This window comes from Azohydromonas caseinilytica, from assembly GCF_012927045.1.
Classification (GTDB): Bacteria; Pseudomonadota; Gammaproteobacteria; order Burkholderiales; family Burkholderiaceae_C; genus Azohydromonas; species Azohydromonas caseinilytica.
This window is the reverse complement of sequence record NZ_JABBFW010000038.1, coordinates 1-20380: the sequence shown is the minus strand read 5'-3', so window position 1 is coordinate 20380 and position 20380 is coordinate 1. Positions and strand designations below refer to the sequence as shown.

The 20380-nt window shown below is 69.1% G+C and carries 13 protein-coding genes and 2 pseudogenes; 11 read left to right on the top strand and 4 right to left on the bottom strand.

What is annotated here, in order from left to right; genetic code table 11:
• Positions 1-70: 70 nt before the first annotated feature.
• From HHL10_RS27450 to HHL10_RS27425, 6 genes are read left to right on the top strand one after another with little or no spacing between them, the layout of a single operon-like run.
• On the top strand, positions 71-3199 hold the full coding sequence (locus HHL10_RS27450) for a response regulator (RefSeq protein WP_310734692.1): 3129 nt from the start codon (positions 71-73) through the stop codon (positions 3197-3199).
• 16 nt (positions 3200-3215) lie between these two features.
• Positions 3216-4064 (top strand): CheR family methyltransferase, encoded by an 849-nt coding sequence (locus HHL10_RS27445; RefSeq protein ID WP_235971833.1) that lies wholly within the window; start codon positions 3216-3218, stop codon positions 4062-4064.
• Positions 4061-4654 (top strand): chemotaxis protein CheB, encoded by a 594-nt coding sequence (locus HHL10_RS27440; RefSeq protein ID WP_169163603.1) that lies wholly within the window; start codon positions 4061-4063, stop codon positions 4652-4654. The genes HHL10_RS27445 and HHL10_RS27440 overlap by 4 nt, the downstream gene beginning before the upstream one ends.
• Entirely contained in the window at positions 4651-5871 is a 1221-nt protein-coding gene (locus tag HHL10_RS27435) for a hybrid sensor histidine kinase/response regulator (RefSeq protein WP_169163602.1), read from the top strand. The genes HHL10_RS27440 and HHL10_RS27435 overlap by 4 nt, the downstream gene beginning before the upstream one ends.
• Entirely contained in the window at positions 5868-6701 is an 834-nt protein-coding gene (locus tag HHL10_RS27430) for an alpha/beta fold hydrolase (RefSeq protein WP_169163601.1), read from the top strand. The genes HHL10_RS27435 and HHL10_RS27430 overlap by 4 nt, the downstream gene beginning before the upstream one ends.
• A gap of 4 nt (positions 6702-6705) precedes the next feature.
• Complete coding sequence (locus tag HHL10_RS27425; RefSeq protein ID WP_310734691.1) at positions 6706-8319, top strand: hybrid sensor histidine kinase/response regulator; 1614 nt, start codon at positions 6706-6708, stop codon at positions 8317-8319.
• Between the two features lie 72 nt (positions 8320-8391).
• Here the strand turns inward: HHL10_RS27425 and HHL10_RS27420 are convergent, their stop codons facing one another.
• Positions 8392-8601 carry a hypothetical protein gene (locus tag HHL10_RS27420; protein WP_169163599.1) on the bottom strand — a complete coding sequence of 70 codons (210 nt, stop codon included), beginning with the start codon at positions 8599-8601 and terminating at the stop codon, positions 8392-8394.
• A gap of 234 nt (positions 8602-8835) precedes the next feature.
• Positions 8836-9690 carry a plasmid replication initiator TrfA gene (gene trfA / locus HHL10_RS27415; protein WP_169163598.1) on the bottom strand — a complete coding sequence of 285 codons (855 nt, stop codon included), beginning with the start codon at positions 9688-9690 and terminating at the stop codon, positions 8836-8838.
• Between the two features lie 2178 nt (positions 9691-11868).
• Between trfA and HHL10_RS27410 the strand changes: the two genes are divergently transcribed.
• The 4 genes from HHL10_RS27410 (at position 11869) to lon (ending at position 16622) form a co-directional block, all read left to right on the top strand.
• Entirely contained in the window at positions 11869-12507 is a 639-nt protein-coding gene (locus HHL10_RS27410; protein ID WP_310734690.1) for a nucleotide-binding protein, read from the top strand.
• Positions 12504-13523 carry a ParB/RepB/Spo0J family partition protein gene (locus HHL10_RS27405; protein ID WP_169163596.1) on the top strand — a complete coding sequence of 340 codons (1020 nt, stop codon included), beginning with the start codon at positions 12504-12506 and terminating at the stop codon, positions 13521-13523. The genes HHL10_RS27410 and HHL10_RS27405 overlap by 4 nt, the downstream gene beginning before the upstream one ends.
• 209 nt (positions 13524-13732) lie before the next feature.
• Positions 13733-14140, top strand: a complete 408-nt coding sequence (locus tag HHL10_RS27400; protein ID WP_169163595.1) for an Hsp20/alpha crystallin family protein — start codon at positions 13733-13735, stop codon at positions 14138-14140.
• Positions 14141-14189: 49 nt separating this feature from the next.
• Entirely contained in the window at positions 14190-16622 is a 2433-nt protein-coding gene (gene lon, locus HHL10_RS27395) for an endopeptidase La (protein WP_169163594.1), read from the top strand.
• Between the two features lie 242 nt (positions 16623-16864).
• Here lon and HHL10_RS27390 read toward each other — a convergent pair whose 3' ends face one another.
• Entirely contained in the window at positions 16865-18433 is a 1569-nt protein-coding gene (locus HHL10_RS27390; RefSeq protein ID WP_169163593.1) for a methyl-accepting chemotaxis protein, read from the bottom strand.
• Between the two features lie 676 nt (positions 18434-19109).
• Here HHL10_RS27390 and HHL10_RS27385 point away from each other — a divergent pair.
• A pseudogene (locus HHL10_RS27385) lies at positions 19110-20077 on the top strand (helix-turn-helix transcriptional regulator).
• Here HHL10_RS27385 and HHL10_RS27380 read toward each other — a convergent pair.
• A pseudogene (locus HHL10_RS27380) lies at positions 20031-20380 on the bottom strand (MFS transporter); the annotation flags it as partial. The pseudogenes HHL10_RS27385 and HHL10_RS27380 sit on opposite strands and share 47 nt — an antisense overlap.

Sequence of the window (20380 nt, the reverse complement as noted above, 5' to 3'; positions counted from 1 at the left end):
TTGCTTGTGATCTGGGTTTGCTTACAGCTTCTCCGTGTTGTCCAAAGACTCCCGCATCCTGGCTCTGTCCGTGCTTCTGCTGGTGACCATCCTGGTCATCGACGCCATGACTCCACGCGGCTACACCGAGTGGGCCCTGTATTTCTTACCGATTGGGGTGACGCTGTTTCAATCGCGGCCCTCTGGCCCCTTGGCCGTGGGCGTGGCGAGCGCGGCGCTGGTTTTCCTGGGCATCTGGCTGTCTCCGCCCGGTGCGGACCTCGACATGGTGTTCATCAACCGCAGCGTCGGTGCGCTGTGCCAGTGCGTGGTGGCCGTCGTCATCTGGCGGGTGCTGAACGTGCGCGGCGACATCCAGCGCCTGCTGTGGCTGCAGCAGGGCGAGACCCGCATCAGCCAGGCGCTGCTGGGCGAGCGCTCGGTGCAGGAGCTGGGCCGCTCGGCGGTGCAGGCGCTGTGCGAATTCACCGGCGCGCAGGTGGGCGCGGTGTACCGGCTCGACGGCAAGGTGCTGTCGCTGGCCGGCGGCCACGGGCTGGACGAGACGGCGCTGCCGGCGCAGTTGCCGCTGCAGCATGGTCTGGTGGGCGAGGCGGCGCAGCCGGGCGCCACGCCGCGCGCCGTGGCCGACGTGCCGGCGGGCCATCTGGACATGAGCACCGCGCTGGGTCACAGCACGCCGCGGCACCTGCTGCTGGCGCCGCTGACCTCCGATGGCCGCCCCTGCGGCGTGGTCGAACTGGGCCTGGTGCGCCGCGAGCCGCCGCAGCGGCGCGAACTGGAGCTGCTGGCCGCCTGCGCCGAGCCCATTGGCGTGGCACTGCGCACCGCCATCTACCGCCAGCGGGTGTCGGAGCTGCTGGAGCAGACCCAGCGCCAGAGCACCGAGCTGCAGGCTCAGCAGGAGGAGCTGCGCGTGACCAACGAGGAGCTGGAGGAGCACGGCCGTGCCCTGCAGGCCTCGCAGGCCCGGCTGGAGACGCAGCAGGCCGAGCTGGAGCAGACCAACGTGCAGCTGGAGGAGCAGACCCAGGCGCTGGAGCGCCAAAAGCAGGTGCTGCTGGCCTCGCGCACCGAGCTGCAGGCGTACGCGCGGCGGCTGGAAGAGGCCAGCCGCTACAAGTCGGAGTTCCTGGCCAACATGTCGCACGAGCTGCGCACGCCGCTCAACAGCGCGCTCATCCTGGCCAAGCTGCTGCGCGACAACCGCGAGAACAACCTCAATGCCGAGCAGGTGAAGTACGCGCAGGCGATCTTCGACGCCAACAACGACCTGCTGGTGCTCATCAACGACATCCTGGACCTGTCCAAGATCGAGGCCGGCCATGCCGACCTGGCGGCAGAGCCCATCGCCCTGGCGGACCTGCTGGAGCGCATGAAGACCTCCTTCGAGCCGCTGACGCGGCAGAAAGGGCTGCGCTTCGAGGCCGAGGCGGCGCCGGACGCGCCGGCGCGCCTGGTCGGCGACCGCCAGCGGCTGCAGCAGATCCTGCGCAACCTGCTGGCCAACGCGGTGAAGTTCACCGACCGCGGCGAGGTGGCGCTGCGGGTCGAGCCCGCCGCCGGCGGGCGCGTGCGCTTCACGGTGCGCGACACCGGCATCGGCATCGCGCGCGAGCAGCAGCAAGTCATCTTCGAGGCCTTCCGCCAGGCCGACGGCAGCACCAGCCGCAAGTACGGCGGCACGGGCCTGGGCTTGTCGATCGCGCGCGAGCTGGCGCGGCGCATGGGCGGCGACATCACGCTGCAGAGCCAGCCCGGCCGGGGCAGCACGTTCACCCTGGAGCTGCCGGCGGACATGAGCGCTCAGGCCGAGGCGCTGGCCCAGGCGCAGACGCAGGCGGAGCCCGCGGCGCCGGTGCTGCCGCCACCGCCGCCCGCGCCGGTCTGGTCGGATGCCGCCACCACCGCCCCGGCGAGCCCGGCGCCCTCGTCCGCGGCGCCCGCCCCGGCCCCGGCGGTGCCCGCCGCCGCGCCCAGCGGTGACGCCGGCGGGGTACCTGACGACCGCGGGCAGCGCCGCCATCCCGGGCGACTGATCCTCATCGTCGAGGACGAGCCGGCCTTCTCGCAGGCGATGCTGCGGCTGGTGCGCGAGCAGGACTTCGATGCCGTGGTGGCCGCCAGCGCCGCCGAGGCGCTGCGGCTGGCGCGCGAGCTGCGGCCGCAGGGCATCCTGCTCGACATCATGCTGCCCGACGGCTCGGGGCTGACGGTGCTGGAGCAGCTCAAGCGCGACCCGGCCACGCGCCACGTGCCGGTGCACACCGTCTCGGCCCTGGAGCGCGGGCAGACGGCGATGGAGCTGGGCGCGGTGGGGCACCTGCTCAAGCCGCCCACGCAGGAGTCGCTGTCGCAGGCCATTGCCGCCATCGAGCAGCGGCTGCAGCAGCCGCTGCGCCGGCTGCTGATCGTGGAGGACGACCCCACGCTGCGTGAGAGCCTGCAGCGGCTGCTGGCCGACGGCACGCTGGAGATCACGGCCGTGGGCACCATGGCCGAGGCGCTGCAGGCCCTGGAGGCGGGCACCTTCGACTGCATGGTCACGGACCTGGCGCTGCCTGACGGCAGCGGCTACGACCTGCTCGACCGCATGGCCGCCATGGACGGCCGCGCCTTCCCGCCCGTGATCGTCTACACCGGCCGCACGCTGACCCGCGACGAGGAGCAGCGGCTGCGGCGCTACTCCAAGTCGATCATCGTCAAGGGCGCGCGCTCGCCGGAGCGGCTGCTCGACGAGGTGACGCTGTTCCTGCACAGCGTGGAGTCGGCGCTGCCGCCGGCGCAGCAGCAGCTGCTGCGCCAGGCGCTCAAGCGCGACGCCGTGCTCGACGGGCGCCGTGTGCTGCTGGCCGAGGACGACGCGCGCAACATCTTTGCCCTCTCCAGCGTGCTGGAGCCGCTGGGCGTGCGGCTGGAGATCGCGCGCAACGGGCGCGAGGCGCTGCAGCGGCTCGAAGCCCAGGACATCGACCTGGTGCTGATGGACATCATGATGCCGGAGATGGACGGCCTCGAAGCCATGCGCCGCATCCGGGCCGAGGCGCGCTGGAGCGCGCTGCCCATCATCGCGCTCACGGCCAAGGCCATGCCCGAGGACCGCGAGCGCTGCCTGGAAGCCGGCGCCAACGACTACATCGCCAAGCCCATCGACGTGGACCGGCTCGTGTCGCTGTGCCGCGTCTGGTGCCCCAAGTGAGCAGGACGGCCGCCCCATGACCGCGATGACCGACATCGACGACGAGGACACCGAGCTCTTCGACCTGGAGGTGCGGCTGCTGCTGGAGGCGGTGTACCTGCGCTACCAGCACGACTTCCGCGACTACGCCATCGCCTCGGTGCGCCGGCGCATGCGCCAGGCGCTGCAGCACTTCGGCTGCGCGAGCCTGGCGCAGCTGCAGCACCGGCTGCTGCGCGAGCCGCACACCTTCCAGCAGGCGCTGCGCTTCTTCACCGTGCACGTGTCGGAGATGTTCCGCGACCCGCCCTACTGGCGCGCGCTGCGCGAGCAGGTGGTGCCGCTGCTGCGCACCTATCCGTCGCTCAAGCTGTGGGTGGCGGGCTGCAGCAGCGGCGAGGAGGTCTGGTCGCTGTGCATCGTGCTGGCCGAGGAAGGCTTGCTGGAGCGCAGCATCGTCTACGCCACGGACATCGACCCGGCCGCGCTGCGCAGCGCGGAGAGCGGCATCTTTCCGCTGCAGCGCATGGCCGACTTCAGCCGCAACTACCTGGCCGCGGGCGGACGCGGCTCGCTGTCGGACCACTACCGCGCCCTGTCCCAGGGCGCGGTGTTCGATGCCGCGCTGCGCCGCCAAGTCGTGTTCGCCGACCACAGCCTGGCCACCGACAGCGTGTTCTCCGAGGTGCACCTGGTGTCGTGCCGCAATGTGCTGATCTACTTCAACCGGGCACTGCAGGACCGCGCCGTGGGCCTGTTCCGCGAGGCGCTGGTGCACCGGGGCTTCCTGGGCCTGGGCAACCGCGAGACGCTGGCCTTCGGCGCGCACGCCGAGGCCTTCGAGAACTGGCTGGCCGAACAGCGCATCTACCGCAAGCGCCTATGACGACCCCCACACCCTTCATCCCGCGGCGCGACGCCGAGGCGGTGGCGATCGGCGCCTCGGCCGGCGGCGTGCAGGCGCTGCGCGAGCTGCTGGGCGCGCTGCCCGCCGACTTCACGCCGGCGCTGCTGGTGGTGCTGCACCTGCCCTCCGGGCGCGAGACCCGCCTGGCCGAGCTGCTGGGCGCAGTTTGCGCGCTGCCGGTGGCCGAGGCGCTGGACGGACAGCCGGTGCACGGCGGCACCGTGACGCTGGCGCCGCCGGACTACCACCTGCTGGTGGAGCCGGACCGCACGCTGTCGCTGTCGGTGGACGACCCGGTGCTGTTCTCGCGCCCGGCCATCGACCCGCTGTTCGAGTCGGCGGCGGCCGCCTTCGGCGCGCGGCTGCTGGCGCTGCTGCTCACCGGCGCCAGCACCGACGGCAGCGCCGGGCTGGCGGCGGTGCGGCGCCATGGCGGCCAGGCCTGGGTGGAGGACCCGGCCACGGCTTGCGTGCCGACCATGCCCGCCGCGGCGCTGGGCCATGCCGGCGCCGACGCCGTGCTGACCCTCGACGAGATGCGCCGCCGCCTGGCGGCCTGCCCCCCATGATTGCCAACGAAGCTCCCGACGCCGCGCGCGCCGACGCCGACCCCGTCAAGCTGCTCGTCGTGGACGACGTGCCGCAGAACCTGCTGGCGATGCAGGCGCTGCTGCAGCAGCCCGGGGTACAGCTGCTCACCGCCTCCTCCGGCGCCCAGGCGCTGGAGCTGCTGCTGCAGCACGAGGACGTGGCGCTGGCATTGCTGGACGTGCAGATGCCCGAGATGGACGGCTTCACGCTGGCCGAGCTGATGCGCGGCTCCAGCCGCACGCGCGACATCCCGATCATCTTCGTCACGGCCTCGCCGCGCGACCCGGCGCGGCTGTTCCGCGGCTACGAGAGCGGCGCGGTGGACTTCCTGCACAAGCCGCTGGAGCCGCATGTGCTGCTGGGCAAGGTGCGCGTGTTCGTGGAGCTGCACCGCCAGCGCCGGCTGCTGCGCCAGCGCAACGAGGAGCTGGAGCGGCTGCTGAAACTCAACGAGGTGATGATGGCCGTGCTCTCGCACGACCTGCGCACGCCGCTGTCGGCCATCATGATGAGCGCCGAGGTGCTGCGCCACTTGGCGGCCAATGACGCCGCGCTGCGCGCCGCGCTGCGCGTCAAGAGCAGCGGCCAGCGCATGTCGCACATGATCAGCCAGCTGCTGGACTTCTCGCGCATCCGCTCGGGCTCGCTGGCGCTCGATGCCCAGCCGCACGACCTGCGCAGCGTGGCCGATGCCGCGGTGGCGGAGCTGCGGCAGGCGCATGCGCAGGCGCGCATCGAGGTGCTGATCCATGGCGATCTGCGCGGCCGCTTCGACGCCGACCGCATGGCGCAGGTGCTGTCCAACCTGGTGGGCAACGCGCTGCACCATGGCGAAGCGGGCCAGCCCGTGCGGGTGGTGCTCGACGGCAGCGAGGCCGCGACGCTGCGCGTGCTGGTGCGCAACGCCGGCCGGCTGCCCGACGAGGCGCTGCCGCGCCTGTTCGAACCCTTCAAGGGTGCCCACGAGGGCCGCCCGGAAGGGCTGGGGCTGGGTCTCTACATCGTCCAGCAGTTCGTGCACGCGCACGGCGGTCGGGTGTCGGGACGCAATACCGTGGAGGGCGTGGAGTTCGAGGTCGTCCTGCCGCGCCATGCGGACCAGGCGCCCTCGGCCACGACATCTCCTCAACCGGAACCGGTCACGACCAACGTGCCCAATCCCCTGTCATCAGCCCTGGACGGGCCGCCATCATGAGCAGTGCACCCGCCTCGGAACGCAGCCTCGACCTCCGCCGCCGGCATCACCTGAACGTGCACGGGGAAGGCCCGGCCACCATGGTGTTCGCCCATGGCTTCGGCTGTGACCAGCACATGTGGCGCCTGCTGGCGCCGCATTTCTCGCGGCGTTACCGCACGCTGCTGTTCGACCTGGTGGGCAGCGGCGCCTCGGATCTCAAGGCCTACGACCGTGACAAGTACGCCACGCTGCAGGGCCACGCGGCGGACCTGCTGGAAATCGTCGACGGCCATGCCGAAGGGCCGGTGGTGCTGGTGGGCCACTCGGTGAGCGCGATGATCGGCATGCTGGCCTGCATCGCGGCCCCGGAGCGGGTGGCGGCGCTGGTCATGGTGGGGCCCTCGCCCTGCTACATCAACGACGCCGACTACGTCGGCGGCTTCAGCCGGGCCGACATCGAGAGCCTGCTCGACACGCTGGAGAGCAACTACCTGGGCTGGTCCAGCACGATGGCGCCGGCCATCATGGGCGCGCCGGACCAGCCCGAGCTGGGCCAGGAGCTGACCAACAGTTTCTGCCGCACCGATCCGGACATCGCCAAGCATTTCGCCCGCGTGACCTTCCTGTCGGACCACCGCGCCGAGCTGCCCTTGCTGGCCACGCCGACGCTGATCCTGCAGTGCAGCGACGACCTGATCGCGCCGCGCCCGGTGGGCGAGTACATGGCACGCCGCATCCCGAACTGCGTGCTGCGCATCATCGACAACGTCGGCCACTGCCCGCATCTGAGTGCGCCTTCGCCCAGCATCGATGCCATGGAGAGCTTCCTGCACCAGCAGGGGCTGTAGCGCCGTGCCCGCGCCGCCCGACCTGCCCGCGCCGGAGCTGCTGTTGGAGCAGGCGCCCTGCGGGCTGCTGCTGGCGCGGGCCGACGGCAGCATCGCCGCCGTCAACCAGACCTTCTGCGGCTGGCTGGGCTACGGCAAGGCCGAGCTGGTGGAGCAGCGCCGGGTGCAGGACCTGCTCACCATGGGCGGGCGCATCTTCCACCAGACGCATTGGGCGCCGCTGCTGTCGATGCAGGGCTCCATCGCGGAGCTGAAGGTGGAATTCGCGCACCGCGATGGCCAGCGCCGCATCCCGATGCTGGTCAACGTCGTGCGGCGCCGGCATGGCGGCACGGTGTTCGACGAGCTCTCGGCGGTGGTGGTGTACGACCGCCACAAGTACGAGCAGGAGCTGCTGCTGGCCCGCCGCCATGCCGAGACCGCGCTGGCCGAGCGCCGCGAGGCCGAGCAGGCCCTGGAGCAAAGCCGGGACGCGCTGCGCCGGCTCAACGAGCAGCTCAGCGAGGCCGACCGCCGCAAGGACGAGTTCCTGGCCACGCTCGCGCATGAGCTGCGTAATCCGCTGGCGCCCATGCGCAACGTGCTGGAGATCCTGCGCCTGAAGGAGCTGCCGGACCCGCAGCTGCGCTGGGCCCGCGACGTGCTGCAGCGCCAGGTCGGCCACATGACGCAGCTGGTGGACGACCTGCTGGAGGTCTCGCGCATCACGCAGGGCAAGCTGCAGTTGCGGCTGCAGCCATTGGAGCTGGCGCCGCTGGTGCAGGGTGCCGTGGAGGCGGTGCGCCCGGCACTGCAGGCCGCGGGCCACCGGCTGGCCCTGACGCTGCCGCCGCAGCCCTTGTGGCTGCAGGCGGACCCGGTGCGCCTGACGCAGGTGCTGGTCAACCTGCTGGGCAATGCCGTGAAGTACACGCCGCAGGGCGGCCACATCACGCTGAGCTGCAGCGTCGAAGGCCATGAGGTGGTGATGGCCGTGGCTGACAACGGGATCGGCATCGCGGCCGAGCACCTGGCGCGCGTATTCGAGATGTTCTCCCAGCTGGAACCGGCGCTGGAGCGCGCGCATGGCGGGCTGGGCATCGGGCTGGCGCTGGTGCGTGGCCTCGTGACGCTGCATGGCGGCACGATCAGCGCGGCCAGTCCGGGGCTGGGCCAAGGCAGCGTCTTCACCGTGCGGCTGCCGCTGCTGCAGGACCAGCCGGCGGATGTGGCGGCCGAATCGGCAACTTCCGGTGCCGGCTCGGGCCGCCGCGTGCTGGTGGTGGACGACAACCAGGACGCCGCGCACACCCTGGCGCTGCTGCTGGAGCTGTCAGGCCATGCCGTGGCGACGGCCGCTGACGGCGAATCGGCGCTGGAGGTGGCGACGCGCTGGCGGCCCGAGGTGGTGCTGCTGGATATCGGCCTGCCGGGCCTCAATGGTTACGAGGTGGCGCAGCGCCTGCGGCAGTTGCCCGATGGCGGACGCCTGCTGCTGGTGGCGCTCACCGGTTGGGGCAACGAGCAGGACCGGCGCGCCGCGCTGCAAGCCGGCTTCGATCACCACTTGACCAAGCCCGTGGACCCGGAGGTGCTGCAGGGCCTGCTCAGCAGCGGTACGGACTTGGCAGGACGCTGATGCCCGTTGCGGGTGAATGAGGCATGGCGCCCACGGCGTGCCGGCCGTGGCGGGGCAGAGCACCCTGCCCCGTCAGGCGCCGGCCGGGCCGGGCTTTGTGGAATGCACCGGGTGGACGACCTCGCCATCGACCCGCACCTCGTCGCCGATGACCTCGATCAGCATCGAGCCGTAGCGGTGTTCCCAGACGAAGCGCTGGACCCCTTCGGCGGCCAGCGGAAGGCTGGCCTGGGGGGTGGGCTCGCGCAGCTTCAGGACTTCTTCACGCAGAGGTGCATTCATGGTTGAAGGCAATGGGGCTCGGTGCTGCGCGGAGCAGGCAGCGGGCCGGGACGTCACAACCAGTACCAGACGCGACGCAGCCAGACCGGCACGCGGTTCCGGGCGGGACGGTAATGCTGGCGCAAGGTACTGAGGCTGGTGCCGCTGGGCGTGGTCATGTTAACTCCTGCGGAATACTGTATGAAAGCACAGTGTACCCAGTGAGCCTTGCATGGCAACGATGGTGTGGCGTGTTCAGCTGGCGGGCAGCACCTTGCTGGCCTTGCCCTTGGTGCTGCGGGTGACGTGGACGATGTCCGAGCCGTCGATGGTCCAGTTGTCCAGGAAGCCCTCGTTGACCAGCTGCTGCAGCGCCACGCGCAGCGCCTTGCGGAAGTCGGTGAGGCGGGTGGCGCGTGAGCCGGTGAGGCCCTTGAGCGTTTCCACCTTCAGCGGGTAAGGCGCCTCGTGGGTGGAGAAGTAGCTGTGCAGGTACTTGGCCAGGGCGCTGCGCAGGCGCAGGCGCTGTTCCCACCAGAGCTGCGTATACGTGCTGGGCCCGAACAGCTTGATGATCTCCGGCTCCAGCCAGACGGTCCATTTCGCCTTGGGCTCGTCCGAGTCGGCCGACTTGCCGGTGAACTTGCGCAGCAGCGCGCCCTGGTAGAGGTAGAAGCCGTCCGAGCCCGAGGTGTCGGAGCTCAGGCGGATGCTGGTGAACTGCAGCCGGTCGAAGCTGGCCTTGAGGCGGTTGTAGCCCTCGACGCTGCGCTTCCAGCCCAGCTCCTTCAGGAACGAGTAGGCCGTGAAGCTCACCGCCTCGCCCAGCGGCTGGCAGCGGGCCAGGTGGATCAGCTGCAGGAACACGTCCTCGTCATCCTGGCGCAATTCCTCGCCCCGCACGGTGAGTACCCAACCGGCCAGGGTCTGGATGGTGCGGTGCTCTCGGTAGAAGTTGCGCGGCTCGTTCTGGTTGCCGACGGTGAAGAGCGAGGAGCGGGCAATGGGATTGGGCAGGCCTCGGACACGGTCATGCCACAGCGGCAACTGGGTCGGCTGAGCGGCCACCGGAGCGCGCGGATTCGACGGTGGGGTTCGGTCCTGTGGCATGTCGTCGAGGAATCTCTGCAGTGCAATGACGGCTGGGAGTCAAAGGGCGAGGCGGTCGGGACGGCTTCCAATTTCATCGGTCCATGCTGCTGCGGCGAGGGCTTGGAGTGGGAGCCAGAAGGCGCGGGGCCCGGGAAACGGGAGCCCAGCCTTGGCGCTGCGCTGCCGCCGGGCGAGTGTCAGTGAGCAGCTGAAGGCGCCGCAAGCCTACATCGACGCCTTCTGACTCCCGATGCACGTCCGCGGACTCCCGTTTCGTCCCGTACGGGCCGCAAACCACGCCCGCTGACTCCCGATATTGCTTCCGGCACCACTTGCGGAGCGCCTTCCGATTCCCATGGGATCGCGGCACCGGCCCGCCTGCGCCCTTTGACTTCCGAGCGATCCCGGTTCAATGGCATGTCCAAGGAAGGCCCGCGCCGGGCTGGCTTCCCGACGCGCACCGATGTTGCGGATTGCGGCGGTCGGTACGCCACGCCTTCTGACTCCCGCCACGCGCGTTCTGATTCCCAGGCCAGCTTGGACGCCTCGTGGGAGGCAAGCCCTGGCGGCTGGCGGTAGTTGGCCTCCTCCAGCGAGTCACGCCTGCTGACTCCCACTTGGGCCAACGAATGAGCGCCGACAGTGCTGCACGGCCATCGGCCTCCCGGGCCGTCCTGACAGCATCACGGCGACTTGAGCGACGGCTTGGCCGTGAGCGCACGACCGGGAGTCAGCAGGCGTGATGGCACGGAGTCTGAACGGTCCAGGATGAGCTGTTGCGACTGCAGCGAGGATGAAGCGTGGTCCTGCATGCCCAATGCGGTGTAGCCGGTCAGATCAGGTTTTCTTTTTGCCACGCCTTGTGACTCCCACCGGGTTTCAGCCCGAAGGCTCGACTTGGGCCGGGAACTGCAAGGCTCCCCTTCCCCTGAGCGGCTGACATGGGCGTACTGACGCATTCGACCGGTAATGACCTGCCGCGCCTTTTGACTCCCACCCCGGCGGGATTCAAGAAGGATTCACAAGGATTCAAGAAGATTCAGGCCTGTGGATAACTGCTCCAACTCCTTGATCCGCTTCGTGCTTCTGACTCCCAGGTGGGAGTCAGAAGGCGACAGGGCGGGAGTCAGCGGGCGTGGCCGGCGGGAGCCAGAAGGCGTGGGGGTCGGGAGTCAGAAGGCAGGTCGGGCACAGCCCGCGGGAGCCGGAACCGGGAGTCAGAGGACGAATGAACGGGAGTCAGAGGGCGGTCTGTGGATAACTCGAGTGCGGTTTTGCACGAGCCGCGCTGTGGCATCGGACCTTGCTGGGAACCAGAACCGACGTGGCCTGCTGATCCAGCTCGAAACTCCGCCTCGCGGCACGGGCCCGCCTGCCGTACCGGTGGTCGCGCTTGCACCAACGCTTTACTACCTCAAATACTGCCTCTCAATATCCGGCTCGGTGTTCGCTGCGCTTGGGCGAACCGGACGTGGCGCGCCAGCGGGGCCAGCTTGGATTGCGGTCGGTGTCGCCCCTGACATCCAGGTGGTGCACCTTGAATGCCGCAGCAGACGCGGTGCAATGTTTTTGCATGTGGCAATCAGCCGGAGATTCGGAAGCCTCCTGATGTCGCACCCCGCGCGGCCATCGCTGGTCTGGGCAGCATCACAGGCTCAGTGACCTGCTCTCGCGCCTACGCTTCGGAGGCAGCACCTTCGGAACAGGTGGACGGCGCGGCTTGGCCCGTGCCACTCGACGGACCAAGCAGTTTCATGTCTCACTTCTCTCCTTAAAGCAGGCCGGCTGGAGAAGCACTGGGGGAAAGCCTAAAACCCCCGAGCTTGGGAGATCCCAAAAACCTGACGGTTTGACACGTGCTCGCATCCGGGCTTCGGCGGGTCCGGGCTTGGGACGTCCCAAGCCATCTTGTTCAGTGGCGTGTTGGCGCGGCAACTCGGCCCCTGAGCCCGGCTGGGGAGCAGTTGCCACTGCTGCTTCCAGATCGGGAACGCTGCCCCGCACCGATCCCGCAGGGGGCGGCAGTCCCATTTAGCCAGGCGCACCATTTCGGGCCGACCGGCCACTTGTCGGGCAAGGCAGCGTGGCGTCGAGCCGACAGATAGGGAACTTTGGAGTCACCACTTCAAGGCTCAAAGCCAAAAAGCAAAGAACTATGTCCGCGGTCTTGCAGAATTCGCAGCAAAGGAGGCGAATGTGATACTGACCATTGCAAACATCAAAGGTGGGGTGGCAAAAAGCACCATGGCCGTGTGTCTGGCGACCTTGGCCGCGTCCGAAGGGGCGTCGGTGGTGATCGTGGACGCGGATGACAAGGGCACCTCGACGGACTGGGGCAACGCCCGCTCCGAGGACGGCGTGGAGCCGGCCATCAACGTGGTGGGCGTGATGCGCCAATGCGCGCGCACCATCGCGGCGCTGGCGCGCGAGTACGACCTCGTGGTGGTGGACATCGGCGCCGGCAACAAGGCCGTCATCAAGGAGTGCGCAGAAATCTCCAACCTCGTGCTGTTGCCCTGTGGTCCGATGCAGCCCGAGATCTCGCGCACCGTCCAGACCCTGGCGCTGCTGCAGGATGTGCAGGTTCCGGTCTACGTGCTGCTCAACCGGGTGGCGCTGCATCCCCGGGCCAAGGAAACGCAGTTCGTGCGCCAGCAGTTCCGCGACGCGGGCGTGAAGGTGTTCGAGGCCGTGCTGCCGCGCCGCAAGATCTGGGAAGCCACCGGCAACGGCCTGGCCATCCACGAGCTTCCCGGCGCCGACCCGGCTGTCGTCGAGATGCGGGCCGTGTACGACGAGGTGGTGCGTCGCATCAGCGAAACGGAGGCGGCATGAGCCTCAAGCACAAGTTCCGCCCCATCAAGCTCGATCCCCAGCGCGTGGCCCGCGCCGAGGCCGAGGGCGCGCGCGTCAGCGCCGAAGACGCCGTCCCGGCACCGTCACAGCCGCCCGCCGTGAAGGCGGAGGGCGCCCCCATCATCGCCACGCCCCCGGCTGACACCCCGGCTGCGCCGCCCGGCGACGCGGGGCTTGGGACGTCCCAAACCGCCGGGCCGCGCTGGGAAGAAGGCCGCGTCTATGAGGTGCCGCATGAGCGCATCCGCCCCAATCCGGTCAACCCGCGCGTCTTCTACACGGCCGAAGCCATCGTGAAGATGGCCGAGTCGCTGCGTGCGGAAGGTCAGACCACGGCCGCCACCGGCTACGTCGAGGACGACCATGTGGTGCTGATCGAAGGGCAGACGCGGCAGCGGGCCAGCCAGCAGCTCGGCTGGCCGACCTTGCGCGTGGAAATCCGGCCCAAGCCCGAAAGCATTCGTACCCTGTACGAGACGGCGCGAGCCGCCAATGACGCGCGCACCAATCCCTCGAACCTGGACGAGGCACTGCGTTGGAAGGAGCTGCTGGAGCAGGGCGTCTATCCCAGCCAGCGCAGCCTGGCCGCGGCGCTGCGTATCCACGAGGCTGACGTGAGCCGGGTGCTGTCGCTGGCCCGCATGCCGCAAAGCATCCTGCAGGCGCTGGCCGAGGTGCCGGCACTGCTGGCTGCGCGCACCCTGGCCTCGATCCGCGCCTACTGGGAAACCTGCGGCGACGACCGGACGCTGGAGCTGGTGGCGCAGGCGCGCAGCCGCGGCCTGGGCTTCCGCGAGATCGACAGCCTGCGCAAGGCGGCGGAGAAGGGGCCGTCACGGCGGCCGCATGCTTCCCGGCTGCGCATCAGCTTTGGCGGCGGCAAGGGCGAGCTCAAGACCTTCGAGGACGGACGCATCCAGCTGCTGCTCGAAGGCCTGACTGCTGAAGAGGCCAAGGAGCTGCAGCTGCGGCTGCAGAACGTGTTGGAGGCTTGAGCCAGCCACGCTGGCTTCGGGCGGCAGGGCCCGCCCGCCCGTGCCGCACCGGGTATCTATGCTGGCTGGTGCCGTTGCGCGGGCTGCGGCCACCGGGCGGTCTTGCAATCGCCTGGTCGATCCCCAAACAAGAAGCAAAGCGCGCGAGGCGCGCCGTTTGCCTTCAAGGCAGAGCCGCCTGAACGGCACATCTTGTTTGGTGGAGCTTCATGGCCAGCAGAAATGACCTCGATGCCTGGATGTGGGTCCAGGCCTGTGAGCTGGTGGGGCAGGCTCAGCGCCTGCACCAGCAGTTCTTCCGGCCGGCGGGGCCCGACCCGCGGGCCGCAGCCTGGGAACCGCCCGTGGACGTGTTCGAGGACGAACGCGAAATCGTCATCGTCGTGGCGATGCCGGGCGTGCCGGCTGAGCGGGTGCAATTGAGCCGCGAGGACGGCGCGCTGTGGGTGCGCGGCGCCCGGCCGCTGCCGCTGTCGGGCAGCGGACACCGCGTGCGCCACCTGGAGATTCCGTACGGCGTGTTCGAGCGGCGCATCGCGTTGCCGCCTGGCGCCTTCCACGTCGGGCCACCGCAGCTGCGAGACGGCTGCCTGGTCCTGCACCTGCTCAAGCTGTAGGAAGGCCGCCATGCGGTCGCCCCTTCCCTCTCCCATTGCCATGTCATCCATGCTCGACTCATCCGTTTCGGGCGCCGCTGCCGGGACGCCTGCCACGCCGGCGTCCGCGCCGTCCGGCGCCAAGCCCCCCTTGAAGCCCATTCCCGAGGATGCGCTCATCGTCCTGCCGCTGTTCGACACGGTGGTGTTTCCGCACACCGTCGTGCCGCTGCTCATCGCGCGCCCGCGCTCGCAGGCCGCGGTCCAGGAGGCCATGCGGCAGGAGCGGCCGATCGGCGTGCTGCTGCAAAGCCGCGTCGAGGCTGAGGACCCGCGGCCCGACGACCTGCACTGGGTCGGCAGTAGCGTCGCGGTGCTGCGCTACGTCACCGGACCCGACGATTCACACCGCCTGGTCGGGCGCGGACTGCGCCGGTTCCGGGTGCTGCAGTTCCTCGACGGCTGGCCTTTCCCGGTGGCCCAGGTGCAGTACATCGACGATGCGGACCGCGCGGATGCAGAAATCGAAGGCCGGGCGCGCGCTTTGAAGACCCGCTCGCTGGAGACCCTGCAACTGCTGCCACAGGTACCGGCCGAGATGACCGCGGCGCTGCAAGCCCTCAACAGTCCGGCGGAACTGGCCGACGCGGTGTCCAGCGTGCTGGACATCCCGGTGGCCGAGAAGCAATCGCTGCTCGAAACCTTCGACCTGAGGTCGCGCCTGGACCGGTTGCTGGTCGCGGTCACGCACCGCCTGGAAGTGCTCAAGGTGTCGCGCGACGTGGCCGACCGTACGCGCGAATCCATCGGGGACGTCAACCGCAAGCACCTGCTGCGCGAGCAGATGCGCATCATCCAGAAGGAACTGGGCGAAGAGGAGGGCAATGCCGCCGAGATCGCGGAGCTCGATGCCGCCATCACCCAGGCCGGCATGCCCGAGGAGGTGGAGAAAGCGGCGCGCAAGGAGCTGCGGCGGCTGGAGCGCATGCCCGAGGCCGCCGGCGAGTACTCGATGGTGCGCACGTACCTGGACTGGCTGGTCGAGCTGCCCTGGCGCAGCGAGCCGACGGCGACGATCGACATCGCCGAGGCCCGCCGCATCCTCGACGCTGACCATTTCGGCCTGGAGAAGATCAAGCGCCGCATCCTGGAGCACCTGGCCGTCCACAAGCTCAACCCGTCCGGGCGCAGCCCGATCCTGTGCTTCGCCGGCCCGCCGGGCGTGGGCAAGACCTCGCTGGGCCAGAGCATCGCCAAGGCGACCGGCCGGGCCTTCGCGCGCGTGAGCCTGGGGGGCGTGCACGACGAGTCCGAGATCCGCGGCCACCGCCGCACCTACATCGGCGCCTTGCCGGGCAACATCATCCAGGCGCTGCGCAAGGCCGGCACCACGCACTGCGTGATGATGCTCGACGAGATCGACAAGCTCGGCGCCGGCGGCATGCATGGCGACCCGGCCGCCGCGCTGCTCGAAGTGCTGGACCCGGAGCAGAACAACAGCTTTCGCGACACCTACCTGGCGGTGCCGTTCGACCTGTCGAAGGTGATGTTCGTCTGCACCGCCAACATGCTCGACACCATCCCGGGCCCGCTGCGCGACCGCATGGAGGTAATCCAGCTGCCGGGTTACACCAACCAGGAGAAGCTGCAGATCGCACGCCGTTACCTGCTGCCGCGCCAACTCGCCGCCGCGGGCCTCACGGCTGGGCAGTGCCAGGTCACGGACGCGGCGCTGGCGACCATCGTGTCCGACTACACCCGCGAAGCCGGCGTGCGCAACCTGGAGCGCGAGATCGGCAGCGTGTGCCGGCATGTGGCCGTGCGCATCGCCGAGGGGGGCATCGAGCGCATGAGCATCGACGCGGGCGACCTGCACGCGGTGCTGGGCCCGAAGCGCTTCGAGGCCGAGGTGGCGATGCGCACCGGCATTCCCGGCGTGGCCACCGGGCTGGCCTGGACGCCGGTGGGCGGCGAGATCCTTTTCATCGAGGCGGCGCGCACACCGGGCAGCGGCCGGCTCATCCTCACGGGCCAGCTGGGCGACGTGATGAAGGAGAGCGCCCAGGCCGCGCTGTCGCTGGTGAAGGCGCAGGGTGCGGCGCTGGGCTTGGCTTCAGAAGGTCTGGACAAGGCGGACATCCACGTGCACGTGCCCGCGGGCGCCACGCCGAAGGACGGCCCCAGTGCCGGCGTCGCGATGTTCATCGCATTGAGCTCACTGCTCAGCGGGCAGCCGGTTCGGGCCGACGTCGCCATGACCGGCGAGATCAGCCTGCGCGGCCTGGTGCTGCCGGTGGGCGGCATCAAGGAGAAAGTGCTGGCCGCGCTGCGCGCCGGCATCAGCACCGTCATGCTGCCGGCCCGCAACCGCCGGGATCTGGAAGACATTCCGGAAGAGGCGCGGGCGCAGCTGCGGTTCGTGTGGCTGGAGCGGGTGGACGAGGCGGTGGCCGTGGCACTGGAGCTGGAGCGGGTAGAGAAGGTCGCTGCGGACCAGCCATGAGGCGTCGAGGCCCTGTTTTCTGACGCGGGAAGTCAGCTGTTCCTGCCGCCGCGGCGCATTGCTCCCGAGGCGCCGCGGCTTATATGTCTACCAGCGAGCCGTGAAAGCATGGTTTGCCCGGTTTTCTTCTATGCAAGATTAGACAACCTTATCTGGATTAATGATCCTTAGGCAGCCAGCTTAGCTTTCCGCTTGATGGAGGCGTACAGCCGGAATCGAGTTCAACCGCGGCTGCAACGGCTTCAATGAGTGCTGCCGACGCATTCGCCCTTGCTTCCCGCAATGCGAAAGATGTGGACCGTGTCGGCCACGAGCTTCGCCTGGTGATGTAGCGAATGTGCGGCCAAGGCCAGCTGTTCCACCATGGCCGCGTTCTGGCGCGTGATGTCCCCCAGCTGGCTGACCGAGTCGTTGGCGCTCGTCACGCCGTGTGCCTGTTCATGCTGCGCACGGCTCATGTCGGAGATGAGACGGAATACCCGCTCCACCGCTTGCGCGTTCTGGTGAACAGTCCGGCCCGTGGCTTGGGCCAGTGCGTTGCCACCCTCCACGCGAGCGGTGGCGTCACTGATGAGGTCCTTGATCTCGCGGGCCGCGTCGGTCGTCTTGTTGGCCAGGGTGCGCACCTCGCTGGCGACCACGGCGAAGCCGCGCCCGGCCTCGCCGGCGCGGGCCGCCTCCACCGCGGCGTTGAGCGCCAGGATGTTGGTCTGGAACGAGATGCTGTCGATGACTTGGATGATCTCGCCGATGCGCTGCGACGCCTCGCGGATCTTGCCCATGCGCTGCACCATCTCCTGCATCGACTGGCCGCTCTGGCGCGCCGCGTCGGCGGCATCCTGCGCCAGACCGCGTGCCGTTTCGGCGTGCTCGGCGCTGTGGCGCAGCGTGGCGGCGATCTGCTCCACCGACGACGCGGTGTGCTGAAGGCTGCCGGCCTGGGTCTCGGTGCGCGCGCCGAGGTCGCCGTTGCCGATGGCGATTTCCTGGGCGGCGCTGCGGATGCCGTCCACCTCGCGCCGTACGTCGCCCACGATGGCTTGCAGGCTCACGTCGAGCTGCGCCAATGCGCGCTTGAGCTGGCTGACCTCGTCGGCGCCGGCCCTGGGCACGGCGCTACCGAGCTGGCCCGCAGCCATGCGGTTGGACGTGGCGATGGCGTCGCGCAGCGGCATCACGGCCAGATGGCGCAGCCACAGCGCCATGCCAAGCCCCAAGCCCAGCCCGGCGCCCACGCTCAACGTCCAGTGCAGCCCGCTGGCGGCCAGCGCCGCGTTGCCCAGCGAGGTACCCAGGCTCATTGCCACGATGCGTCCGCCCAGGCCCCAGCGCAGCATCGTGCGCAGCCGGCCCCTGAGCGAGCGCTCATGCAGCGCGCCGTGATGCAGCCGGTAGCGCCGCGGGTCACGCCGCATCTCGGCATACAGTGCCTCGGCGCCGGCCACTTCTTCGCGCGAAGGCTTCACGCGCACGGACATGTAGCCCACCGTGCGACCGTCTTCCACCACCGGTGTCACGTTGGCGCGTACCCAGTAGTGGTCTCCGTTCTTGCAACGGTTCTTCACCAGGCCGGTCCAGGGCAGGCCTTCGGCCAGCGTGGCCCACAGATCGCGGAAGGCCTCGGCCGGCACGTCCGGGTGCCGGATCATGTTGTGCGGCTGGCCCAGCAGCTCCTCACGCTGGTAGCCGCTGACCTTGATGAAAGCCGGGTTGCAGTAGGTGATGAGGCTCTTGAGATCGGTGGTGGAAACCAGCGTGGTGCCTTCCTCCAGCATGTACTCATGGCCCGTCACAGGCCCGGTGTTGCGCATGGTGTCGTCCTCGTTGGAGCACGCCAGCTGGGTATCAACGCCGGACCTGCAGGCCCGCTTCCACCCAGCGTGGCCGGCCGATGGACTTGGTCACCCTGCCCGGTGACCGCCGTGGGCGGTCACCGGACAGAGGCTTGACTGGACGAACGCATCGCCGCGGACGGACTCGGGCGTTTCGACCAGGGTGTCGGTGCTCATGGACTGTCTCCTCAGGAATTTCATAACCAGCATAACAGTGCATATTTCGTTGCGCTCATGAAGTATGTTGCATATCGCTATGCGGCTGTTGATCTGAATCAGTATCAAGTGATTGCTCCTGCGATCTGCAGACGGCGACCGGTTTTTCACAACCATGGCAAGGACATGGATGCGATGAGAAGCTTGTCGATCCATGGCCCGACTGATGTTTGCTGGAATAGCCGGGCTGGGACACCGAAGTCTGCTTTCAATCGGGCGGCGGTATAAGCGCACTAAAGTGCATAATGCTTTGGGAATACCGGGCCCTTTGGCCTTGGCGGTCCTGCCTGGCCAAGTGCCCTGGCTGGAACGGAACGCCTGGGCCGCACGCGCCCGTGGAGCGACAAGGCCTGCTTCACAATCGGGGGGCTGCCAGCCGCGGCCGAATCCCTGTTGTCCGGGGCGCTTGCGAGCCAGGCCAGCAGCAGTCAAAGCATTCATGAATGTCCGCGCAGCAGCGTCCGAGCTGGGACTTGATTCGGGTGAAGAACGAAGCCCACTCCTGGACGCCTTCGGCGAGCGCTTGCGCACGCTGCGCGCCCGGCGCGGCATCACGCACAAGGCATTGGCGCAGGCAGCCGGTGTGTCCGAGCGTTATCTGACCCATCTGGAGCATGGGCGAGGCAACCCGTCGCTGCTGATCTGGACCTGCTGGCGCGAGCGCTGGAATGCGCCTTGTCGGAGCTGGTGGAGGACTTCTTTGCCGGCTCGGCGGAACTGCCCTTGATCCGCGAACTGCTCCAGGGGCGCAGTGAGGAGGAGATGCGCCGGGTACGGCTGACCATCGGCGACATCCTGGGCACCGGTGGTGACCGCCGTGCCACGGGCCGGCGCATGGCACTGATCGGTCTGCGGGGTGCGGGCAAGACGACGCTCGGTCGGATGTTGGCCGAGGCGCTCGACATGCCCTTTATCGATCTGGGCAAGGAAATCGAGAAGGCGGCCGGCTTCAGCATCCGCGAAATCCAAGACCTGGATGGACCGGTCGCCTACCGCCGCTATGAGCGCCGTACCCTGGAGGAGGTGCAGCTGTACACCGAGTGCGTGATCGCCACCCGCGGCGCACTGGTGTCCGAGGCCGCCACCTTCAACCTGCTGCTGACCCACTGCATAACGGTGTGGCTGCGGGCCGATCCCGAAGACCACTTGCGACGCACGGCATGGCAAGGCAAGCCGCACCCCGCGGCCGTCAGCGCCGAAGCCCTGGACGACCTGCGCAGCATCCTCCAAGGGCGTGCGCTGTTCTATGGGAAGGCCGATGCGGTGCTGGACACGAGCCGGCAGTCGCTGGACCAGAGCCCGGCGCTGTTACGCGCAGAGGGCTCATCCAGGACCATTGTGGGATGGCCTCGCGCCGGGCTCACTTGGGCTCGACCCCGGCCCCCACGGGCACCGGACCGGCACTGACGACCTTCACGCTGTGCGGGTGAGCCGAGGCCGAGCGGCCGTGGTTGATCATCGCCACGGCCACCGCGGCGATGACCGCGGGAATCGCGATGGCGATGAAGTTCTGCTGCAGCGGCAGCGCCATGCCCACCAGCGCGCCGATCACGATCGGCGCCAGGATCGCGCCGCTGCGGCCTACGCCCGAGGCGAGGCCGATGCCGGTGGAGCGGATCGCCATGGGGTAGAACTGGCCGGCGTAGGCGTAGGTGACGATCTGCGTGCCGATGGTCGAGGCACCGGCGAGGCCGACCACCACGAACAGCG